This window comes from Ruegeria sp. AL12, from assembly GCF_056540885.1.
On sequence record NZ_JBQFXN010000004.1, the window covers coordinates 174,726 to 184,452 of the forward strand.

Consider the following 9,727-nt stretch of genomic DNA (forward strand, 5'->3'; position numbering starts at 1 on the left):
TCGGGTCTGCGGGCAACTGCCAGTTTGCAGGAAGGTACACACTCATACCCTCTTAGAACGGTTGCGGCATGCAAAATCAACTCTGCATGCCGCTCCGCAGCGAACAGGACTGAAACTCAGTTCGGAACTGGCCTTATCAGCGCTCTTTGACGTAGGGTTCTCCGCCTGCCCGAGGTGGGATGGCTTTGCCGACGAAGCCGGCAAGGATCACCACCGTCAGAATATAGGGCAGGGCGTCCATCACCTGCACGGGAATCACGACGCCACCCAGGTCGATATTTTGGAACCGCAGCGCGATCGCTTGCAGCAGACCAAACAGCAAGCAGGCCCACATGGCATGCCACGGGCGCCACTTGGCAAAGATCAGGGCGGCCAAGGCGATAAATCCACGACCGGCGGTCATTTCCTTGACAAACCCTGCCTGCAAGGCCGTAGCCAGATAGGCGCCTGCGATGCCGCACAGCACACCACAGATGGCGACGGCGGCGAACCGCAGGCCAACCACCGAGACACCGGCGGTGTCCACTGCGGCCGGGTTCTCACCCACCGCCCGCAGGCGCAGACCGAACCGGGTGCGATACAGAATCCACCAGGTGGCCGGAACCATCAGGAACGCGACATAAACCAGGATCGAGTGGCCCGAGAGCAATTCGGAATAGATGGGACCAACAATTGGCACACCGCCGAGGGACTCGGCGAATGGGAAGTTGATCGGTTCGAACCGGCCCCCGCCAAACAGGGACGGTGTACGACCACCTTGCTGAAACCAGCTTTGCGCGACCAGGACGGTCAGGCCCGAGGCCAGAAAGTTGATGGCCACGCCCGATATCAATTGGTTGCCCCGGAAGGTGATCGACGCCAGCCCGTGCAGGCCCGACAGCAACAAAGAGGATGCGATACCAGCCAGCAGGCCCAGCCAAACCGACCCTGTGACAGCTGCGATTGCAGCCGAAAAGAACGCTGACATCAACATTTTGCCTTCGAGGCCGATGTCGAAGATCCCGGCCCGTTCCGAAAACAGACCGGCCAGACAGGCAAGCAGCAGTGGCGTGGACAGGCGAATGGTCGAATCCAGAACCTGAACGAGGGTTACAAAAAATTCCATCACTCAGCCCTCTTCCGCATACCCAGGAAAAGTTTTTCAAGCGGCATTCGCACCATGTTGTCCAATGCGCCGGTGAACAGGATGACCAGGGCTTGAATGACCACGATCAGTTCCCGCGGAATCGAAGCCCACAGCGCCAGCTCGGCGCCGCCCTGATACAGAAATCCGAACAAGAGCGCAGCCAGAAACACACCGAACGGATGTGAACGCCCCATCAGAGCCACGGCGATGCCAATGAAACCCGCGCCCTCGGTCGAGTTCATAACAAGTCGCTCGGCTTCGCCCATGACATTGTTGATGGCCATCAACCCTGCCAGCCCGCCGGAAATCAGCATCGCGACAATCGTGATGCGCACAGGTGAAATACCGGCATAGACAGCGCCGGTCTCGGAATGGCCGTAAGCCCGGATTTCATAACCCAGACGCGTGCGCCAGATCAGTGCCCAGACTACGACGCAGGCAAGCAATGCGATGAAAAAGGTGATGTTCGCCGGGGCGCCGCGGAAAACAACATTCTCTGCGGTCGAGAACATCTCCTGGAAAGAGGGCAGATGCACGCTTTCAGAGAACCGCGCGGTGGCCGGATCCTGCGACCCTTGGGGCCGCATGACATTGACCAGCATGTAATTCAGGAAAGCAGCGGCGATGAAGTTGAACATGATCGTGGTGATCACGATATGGCTGCCACGCTTTGCCTGAAGATAGGCCGGAATGGCCGCCCAGAGCGCGCCGAACAGCATCGATGCCGCGCAGGCGGCAAGCAAGGCAATGCTCCAATGCGGCCAGTCGACATAAAGACAGACCATGGCCACGCCCAGCCCGCCCAGCATCGCCTGACCTTCGCCCCCGATGTTGAACATACGGGCATGGAAGGCGACGGCCACCGCAAGACCGGTAAACATGAAGTTGGTCGCGTAATAGAGCGTATAGCCCCAGCCATAAGTCGATCCCAGCGCACCAGTGACCATCAATTTGACGGCCTCGACAGGGTTTTCGCCGATGGCAAGGATGACCAGCGCCGAAAGGATTGCGGCCAGTATCAGACTGATCAGGGGGATCAGAATGACATCGGCCCATTTAGGCATTTTTTCCATGTTACGCGGCCTCTCCCGCAACACCGGCCATCAGAAGGCCCAGTTCTTTTTCATCTGTCTCATGGGGCAGGCGTTCTCCCATGATATGTCCGTCAAACATCACCGCGATCCGGTCCGAGAGCGAGAAGATTTCTTCCAGTTCGACCGACACCAGCAGGATTGCCTTGCCCTGATCACGCAGCGCAACAATCTGTTTGTGAATGAACTCGATGGCGCCGATGTCCACGCCCCGAGTGGGTTGCCCGACCAGCAGCAGGTCAGGGTTGCGTTCAATCTCGCGGGCGACAACGATTTTCTGCTGATTGCCGCCCGAGAAACTTTTGGCTGCCAGCCAGGGATTGGGCGGGCGGACGTCGAATTTTTCGATCTTGGCTTCGGTATCGGCGCGCAACGCCGCGTTGTCCATGAAGATACCGCGTTTATAGGCCGGGTCGCGGTGATATCCGAAGGCCACGTTTTCCCAGGCGTGGAAGTCCATGATCAGGCCTTCGCGCTGCCGGTCTTCGGGCACGTGGGCGATGTGATGCGCGCGGCGGGCCTGACCATCTGATCCGGCCCCACTCAGTGCCAGCGGTTCGCCGTTCAGCTTGATCGTGCCCTGTCCGGGGCGCATTCCACCAAGAACTTCCAGCAGTTCGGATTGACCATTGCCGGCCACGCCGGCGATGCCGACGATCTCACCTGCGCGCACGGTCAGATCGATGTTTTTGACCCGTTCAACGCCCGCCGAATCAAAAACGCTGAGATTTTCGATCTCGAGAATGGGTTTGCCGGGCGTCGCGGGCACTTTGTCGACTTGCAGCAGAACCTTGCGGCCGACCATCAGTTCGGCCAGCTCCTCGGGGCTGGTCTCGGATGTTTTGACCGTGGCCGTCATTTGCCCGCGCCGCATAACCGATACCGTGTCGGTGTTTTCCATGATCTCGCGCAGTTTGTGCGTGATCACGATGACTGTTTTGCCCTCGGACCGCAGTCGGTCGAGAATGCGGAACAGCTGATCGGCTTCGGCTGGGGTCAACACGCCGGTCGGTTCGTCCAGAATCAGAATTTCGGCCTTGCGGTAAAGCGCCTTCAGGATCTCGACCCGCTGCTGCATCCCCACGCCGATCTCGTCGATGCGCTTGTCGGGATCGACGAACAGTTCGTATTCTTCCTCGAGCTCTTTTAGCTCTTTGCGGGCTTTTGCCAGTGATGGCGCCAGCAACCCGCCATCCTCGGCGCCCAGTACGATGTTTTCCAGTACGGTGAAATTTTCCACCAGCTTGAAATGCTGGAACACCATCCCGATGCCCGAGGCGATGGCCGCCTGGCTGTCCGGGATGTCGGTCTTGGTCCCATTGATCCAGATCTCACCTTTGTCGGCTTTGTAAAAGCCGAAGAGAATGCTCATCAACGTGGATTTGCCTGCGCCGTTTTCACCGATGATCCCATGGATCGTACCGGGTGCAACGCTGATCGAGATGTCTTTGTTGGCCTGAACTGGCCCAAAGGCTTTGGATATCCCTTTGAGCTCAATGGCTGGGACGGTCATGTCTTGCCCTCAACTGCCGAGAAACCCATCCGGCTGTCCGCCAGGATGGCGAAGTGGGTGGCGAGGCGGAAGGCACTCTCCCGCCCCGCACGGTATCAGAACTGCAGCGCCGGGCAGCTGTCGTTCTCGTAATAGCTTACAACATTGATGTCGCCGTTGATGATCGCCTTGCGGGCTTCGTCTACGGCGTCGCTCATGCGAACCGAAACAAGCTCTTTGTTGTTTTCATCCATGGCAACGCCGACCCCATCTTCGGCCAGACCCATGATGAAAACGCCGGTTTCAACGTTTTCGCCTGCTATCATCGCTTCATAAACAGCGACGTCCACACGCTTCAGCATCGAAGTCAGAACTTTGCCTGGGTGCAGGTGATTCTGGTTGCTGTCCACACCAATCGACAGGATGCCCTCGTCAGCCGCAGTTTGCAGAACGCCAACGCCGGTTCCGCCGGCCGCAGCGTAAATCACATCAGCGCCCTGGCTGATCTGCGCTTTTGTAAGCTCCGAACCTTTTACCGGATCGTTCCAGGCAGCAGGCGTTGTTCCTGTCATGTTGGCAACAACATTGATGTCTGGGTTCACGGCCTTCGCGCCCTGGGCATAGCCGCATCCGAAATGGCGAATCAACGGGATGTCCATACCGCCGATGAAACCAACGGTGCCGGATTTCGACGCCATGGCGGCCATCATGCCGACCAGGTAGGATCCCTCGTGCTCGGCAAAGCCAATCTGGCGGATGTTTGGAGCGTCCAGCCAAGTCACGTCAACAGCGACGAATTTGGTGTCGGGGTAATCACTTGCAACAGCCGCCAGGGCGTCAGCGATTCCGAACCCCATGGTGATGATCGGATTTGCACCGGATTCCGCAAACCTGCGCAGGGCCTGTTCGCGCTGCGGTTCTGCCTGAATTTCGATTTCCAGATACTTGCCGCCGGTTTCATTCGCCCAGCGCTGCGCGCCGTTATAGGCGGCCTCGTTGAAGGACTTGTCGAACTTGCCGCCCAGGTCAAAGATCACCGCCGGTTCGGCCAGAACCGCTCCGGCTGACATTGCGACGGCAGCAGCAGCACCCATCAAGGATTTCATCAGGGTCATTTCAGTCTCCCAATTTTATTTTGTTGGCACAGGGTCAGATTAGCCCCGTTCACCCACTTTTAGCGAGCATAACTGTTGTGATGGCGGGTATTAAGGGGGTTTGCAACCACCATGGTCAACTGAATTCTGACCAAATGGTCTAAAAAGCGGGCGATTGCCGTAGGGGCAGGCGGCATTCCATTACGAGTGCATTAGTTTTCTGGCCCGTTTCGCGTGCATAGTACGCCTTGCGCAGCCCGCACTGCCGATATCCGCATCGATTGTACAGGGAAATGGCCGCAATGTTGTCGGCCGCGACATCCAGAAAGGCACGCGTTGCCTGCAAATCGATCGCTTGATCATGCCATTCCTGCATGAGTCGAAGTGCCAGGCCTTGCCTTTGAAACGAAGGGTGGGTCGCAATTGTCAGCAACTCGGCTTCGCGCGCAATCACCTGAAACAGTGCAAAGCACCGGGAATCTCCGACGGCATGAGTAAAGCGGTTTTCAAGAAGGGCGGCGAATTCATCTTCTGTCCAGCCGCGCGAGTGCGAAAACGCTGCGGCATGGGTCGATGCCATCTCGTGCGGTGTCATTCGTTCAGCAGAACAGGGGGGGTATCGCGGGACGGAGCCGCGTCGGCGGGCCTTACGTACAAAGGTGCAGGCGGCAAGCTGGTACGATCCCAGCGCCGCGCGGCCAGCCGGGCGATGGCTTGTGCCAGCAAGGCAGGGTCAGAGCAGGAATACAACGGCCCGCCAAGTTCCGCTTCGGCCCGAGGCAAGAGACACGGATCGGCACCGGGCATTTTCACATAAACCTGGTCGCGCGGGGCAGGGATCGCCGGTGTCTGCCCGCCTTCCGCCAGCTCACGCAAGGCATCGAAGCCGGAAACTCCGACCGCAGGGATTTCCAGCCCAAGTGCAAGACCCCGCGCGGCCGAAACCGAAATACGGATGCCGGTGAAGTTCCCGGGCCCTATCCCAACGCCGATCGCGTCCAAACCGGCCCAATCACATCCGGTTTCCGCCAGAACGTCTTCCAACAGCGGAATCAATCGTTCGGCTTGTCCGCGTGACATTGCTTCGGCACGAGACGTCACGATTTCGCCATCGCGCAACAAAGCGGCCGCGCAATGCGCGGCCGATGTGTCAAATGCCAGAATCGTCGGGTTAGACGGCAACAGGGCGAACCTCGGTCACTTCTGGAATGTAATGGCGCAGAAGGTTTTCGATGCCCATCTTCAGGGTCAATGTCGAAGACGGGCAACCCGCGCAGGCCCCCTGCATGTGCAGATAGACCACGCCGCGATCAAACCCGTGGAACGTGATATCACCCCCATCCTGAGCCACGGCAGGACGCACACGGCTGTCCAGCAAATCCTTGATCTGATTGACGATATCAGCGTCCTCACCAGAGTGCTCGGCATGGCCCGAGGCCCCGGCGGAATCTGCGCCCATAACAGGCTGGCCGGATTGATAATGCTCCATCACTGCGCCAAGAATGGCCGGTTTGATGTGGTCCCACTGAACGTCGTCCGATTTGGTGACGGTGACAAAATCGTTGCCAAAAAACACGCCAGTCACACCATTGACCGCAAATATGCGTTTGGCCAGAGGGGATTTTTCGCCCGCTTCCGCAGTTGGGAAATCCGCTGTTCCAGCTTCCAGCACCGTTTGGCCGGGCAGGAATTTCAACGTGGCCGGATTGGGGGTGGATTCGGTCTGGATGAACATGAGGGCGCTCCGTCTGATGTGCTTCTGATATGCGCGCAGGCGCACGGGAAGTCAAGATTTGGAACGATTCTAAATTGTGGAGGCGTATTCTAGTGCATCATCCAGACGATCATCGCCCCAGAACAACTCTTCCCCGGCCAGAAAACTTGGTGCACCAAACAGACCAAGCGCCTTGGCGCGGGCAGATTGTTCGAACAGGGCCTGTTTTATGTCCGGGTCCCCTGCGCGGTTCATCACGCCGCTGTGCACCCCTGCTTCGTCGAGACAGGAGGCCAATACGCTGTCCTCTGAGATATTCTGCCCGGCGCCGAATTCGGCGCTCAAGACGGCCCGAACAAACGCCGCCCGTTCCCGATGATCCTCGATGCCCAGAACCAGACGTGCTGCCCTGAGCGAATTCTGCGGAAACGGATCAGGCTTTGCGAAAGGAAGCCCGCGAGCCTTGCACAGACGTTCCATATCGCGCCACATGTACCGCCCTTTGGCCGGATACAGGTTGAAAGGTGAGGTGCGCCATCCTTGTTCCGCGAAAATCGGACCCAACAGGAACGGGTGCCATTCAATGGCAACGCCTTTGTCTTGCGCGGCCGCTTCGATCCGCATCGCGCTGAGGTAGGAATAGGTCGAGGCGAATTCGAACCAGAACTGTATCGTCTTCGCCATCGCCGCGCCTCAGGTTATTTCTTCCAGTTTCTCTTTGCTCAGATTGCCCGGAACGATCGTGATCGGAATCGGCAGGCTACCCGAATTCTTCGTCAGTTGAGTCACCAACGGACCAGGACCTTTCTTGTCGGTCCCCGCCCCAAGTACAAGAACACCAATCTCGGGATCGGACTGAACATGTTCGATGATCTGTGCCACGGGATCGCCTTCGCGAATGGCCAGTTCCGGTTCCACGTTCTGCTTGTCCCGCATCCATTTGGCAAACACTTCGAAATGCGCGTGGATACGTTCGCGGGCTTCTTCACGCATGGTTTCGGCCACACCGATCCAGTGATTGAATTCGTCGGGCGGGATGACAGACAGGACCGTCACACCACCTCCGGTATGGGCAGCCCGCATCGCGGCGAACCGCATCGCGTTGAGGCATTCGCGGCTGTCATCCAGAACGACTAGGAACTTACGCATGGGTATCCTCTTTAGGTTTCCGGGATCATGCCCGACCGATCGCACGCTGGCAACTCGGGCAAGCCTGAGGCTTTGCGCTAGCGTTCGCTTGCAGCCCAATCCCAATAGAGCGCGCGGGCACGGCGAGCAACAGGACCCACCTGAAATTGCGTATCCTCCAGCGCAGTTACCGGTGTGACCTTGCTCATGTTGCCGGACATAAAGACCTCGTCGGCCTCGTGGAAATCCTCGAAGCTCAGAACCGTTTCGTGGACCTTTACACCATCTGCGCGCAGGTTTTTGATATGCCGTGCTCGGGTAATTCCAGCCAGGAAGGTTCCGTTCGGGATCGGTGTAAAGACTTCGCCATCCTTCACCATGAAGATGTTGGCCGTCGCCGTTTCCGCCACATGCCCCATCGCATCGGCCACCAAAGCGTTGGAAAAGCCTTTCGAGCGCGCCTCTTGCAGCATGCGGGCGTTGTTGGGGTAAAGGCACCCCGCCTTGGCGTTTACGACCGCGCTTTCCAGAACCGGGCGGCGGAAGCGCGTGGTCGACAGAGTGGCCGACGCGGTTTCCGGGGCCATCGGGATTTCTTCCAGGCAGATGGCAAAACCGGTGCTGTTTTCCTGCGGGACTATTGCCGTGCTGTCACCGTCGATCCCCCAGTACATCGGGCGAATGTAAACGGCTGTGTCCGGGCTGTAGGCCTGCAACCCTTCGCGTACCAACTCGACCATCTGTTCGGTCGTCATGGTCGGCGTCAGCATCAAGGCTTCGGCTGACCGGTTCACCCGTGCGCAATGGGCCTCCAAATCCGGGGCCACGCCGTCAAAATATCGCGCGCCGTCAAAGACCGAAGATCCCAGCCAGGCGCCATGATCCGCCGCGCGCATGATGGGTGCGTCCCCCTCATGCCATTGGCCTTGAAAATAGGTCCGGATGTTCGTGCCGGTTGCCATGACGCCCTCCTTTGATTCAGGCAAACCCTAGGAGGGCGTCAGGCGAAGGTCCAGTGCAATCAGCGTGATGCGGCGCCGACCATGCCAACGATCTCGTAAGTCTTTTGCAGGATCGGAGCAGCGATTTCACGTGCGCGCTCGGCGCCGCGGGCGAGAATCCGGTCAATCTCGGCCTGATCCCCCATCAGGCGTGACATTTCGGTCGAGATCGGAGCCAGTTTCGCCACTGCCAGATCGGCCAGCATCGGTTTGAACTCACCGAACTGCTTGCCGCCTACTTCGGACAGAACCTGTTCGATGGTTTGATCGTTCAGGGCCGCGTAGATATTGACCAGGTTACGCGCCTCGGGGCGGTCCTCGAGCCCTTCGGCCTCTGACGGGAGAGCATCAGGGTCGGTCTTGGCTTTGCGGATTTTCTTGGCAATCGCTTCGGCGTCATCCGTCAGGTTGATCCGGCTCATGTCAGAAGGATCGGATTTCGACATCTTCTTTGATCCGTCCCTCAGGCTCATGACCCGTGTGGCCGCACCTTCGATCACCGGCTCGGTGACGGGAAAGAAATCGACGCCGAAATCGTTGTTGAACTTGATGGCGATGTCGCGAGTCAGCTCAAGATGCTGTTTCTGGTCTTCCCCGACCGGTACGTGGGTCGCGTGGTAGATGAGGATGTCCGCAGCCATCAGAGCAGGATAGGCAAACAAGCCAAGCGAAGCGTTCTGCTGGTTTTTGCCGGCCTTGTCCTTCCACTGGGTCATGCGCTGCATCCAACCCATACGAGCAACACAGTTAAATATCCAAGCCAGTTGCGCGTGTTCCGGCACTTGGCTTTGATTGAACAAAATCGATTTTTCGGGGTTTAGTCCAGAAGCGATGTAACCGGCACAAAGCTCCCGCGTTGCATGCTGCAACTCGATTGGATCTTGCCAGACCGTGATTGCATGAAGATCGACCATGCAATAGATGGTTTCAAATTCCTCGCTTTGCATTCTCACCCAGTTCCGAAGCGCACCGAGATAATTGCCGAGGTGCAGGTTACCCGAAGGCTGTGCGCCGGAAAACACGCGGGGCGTGAACTGGGTCTCGGTCATCAAAGGGAACTCCTGTCTGGAAAAATCAGCCC

11 protein-coding genes are annotated in these 9,727 nt (G+C 58.3%); all 11 read right to left on the reverse strand.

Annotated features, from left to right (window positions below; translation table 11 throughout):
* Positions 1 to 136: 136 nt before the first annotated feature.
* Positions 137 to 1,105: an ABC transporter permease gene (locus ACR0C6_RS13305; RefSeq protein ID WP_480619705.1), complete on the reverse strand. Its 969-nt coding sequence runs from the start codon at positions 1,103 to 1,105 to the stop codon at positions 137 to 139.
* A complete protein-coding gene (locus tag ACR0C6_RS13310; protein ID WP_152456858.1) occupies positions 1,105 to 2,199 on the reverse strand; it encodes an ABC transporter permease in 1,095 nt (364 codons plus the stop codon). Before ACR0C6_RS13310 ends, ACR0C6_RS13305 begins: the two co-directional genes overlap by 1 nt.
* A 1-nt stretch (position 2,200) precedes the next feature.
* On the reverse strand, positions 2,201 to 3,730 hold the full coding sequence (locus ACR0C6_RS13315) for an ABC transporter ATP-binding protein (RefSeq protein WP_171233094.1): 1,530 nt from the start codon (positions 3,728 to 3,730) through the stop codon (positions 2,201 to 2,203).
* Between the two features lie 95 nt (positions 3,731 to 3,825).
* Positions 3,826 to 4,824 carry a BMP family lipoprotein gene (locus ACR0C6_RS13320; protein WP_480619707.1) on the reverse strand — a complete coding sequence of 333 codons (999 nt, stop codon included), beginning with the start codon at positions 4,822 to 4,824 and terminating at the stop codon, positions 3,826 to 3,828.
* A gap of 139 nt (positions 4,825 to 4,963) precedes the next feature.
* The gene (locus ACR0C6_RS13325; RefSeq protein ID WP_480619709.1) at positions 4,964 to 5,398 is read right to left on the reverse strand and encodes a GNAT family N-acetyltransferase; all 435 of its coding nucleotides are present in this window, start codon (positions 5,396 to 5,398) and stop codon (positions 4,964 to 4,966) included.
* Positions 5,395 to 5,985 (reverse strand): tRNA (adenosine(37)-N6)-threonylcarbamoyltransferase complex dimerization subunit type 1 TsaB, encoded by a 591-nt coding sequence (gene tsaB, locus ACR0C6_RS13330; RefSeq protein ID WP_152456862.1) that lies wholly within the window; start codon positions 5,983 to 5,985, stop codon positions 5,395 to 5,397. The genes ACR0C6_RS13325 and tsaB overlap by 4 nt, the downstream gene beginning before the upstream one ends.
* Entirely contained in the window at positions 5,975 to 6,538 is a 564-nt protein-coding gene (locus ACR0C6_RS13335) for a NifU family protein (protein ID WP_152456863.1), read from the reverse strand. The genes tsaB and ACR0C6_RS13335 overlap by 11 nt, the downstream gene beginning before the upstream one ends.
* 69 nt (positions 6,539 to 6,607) lie before the next feature.
* Complete coding sequence (locus tag ACR0C6_RS13340) at positions 6,608 to 7,201, reverse strand: DsbA family protein (RefSeq protein ID WP_480619711.1); 594 nt, start codon at positions 7,199 to 7,201, stop codon at positions 6,608 to 6,610.
* A 9-nt stretch (positions 7,202 to 7,210) separates the two neighbouring features.
* On the reverse strand, positions 7,211 to 7,666 hold the full coding sequence (locus tag ACR0C6_RS13345; RefSeq protein WP_152456865.1) for a universal stress protein: 456 nt from the start codon (positions 7,664 to 7,666) through the stop codon (positions 7,211 to 7,213).
* Positions 7,667 to 7,743: 77 nt separating this feature from the next.
* Complete coding sequence (locus ACR0C6_RS13350) at positions 7,744 to 8,607, reverse strand: branched-chain amino acid aminotransferase (RefSeq protein ID WP_170346396.1); 864 nt, start codon at positions 8,605 to 8,607, stop codon at positions 7,744 to 7,746.
* A gap of 59 nt (positions 8,608 to 8,666) precedes the next feature.
* The gene (gene trpS / locus ACR0C6_RS13355) at positions 8,667 to 9,695 is read right to left on the reverse strand and encodes a tryptophan--tRNA ligase (protein ID WP_171641678.1); all 1,029 of its coding nucleotides are present in this window, start codon (positions 9,693 to 9,695) and stop codon (positions 8,667 to 8,669) included.
* Positions 9,696 to 9,727: the final 32 nt, after the last annotated feature.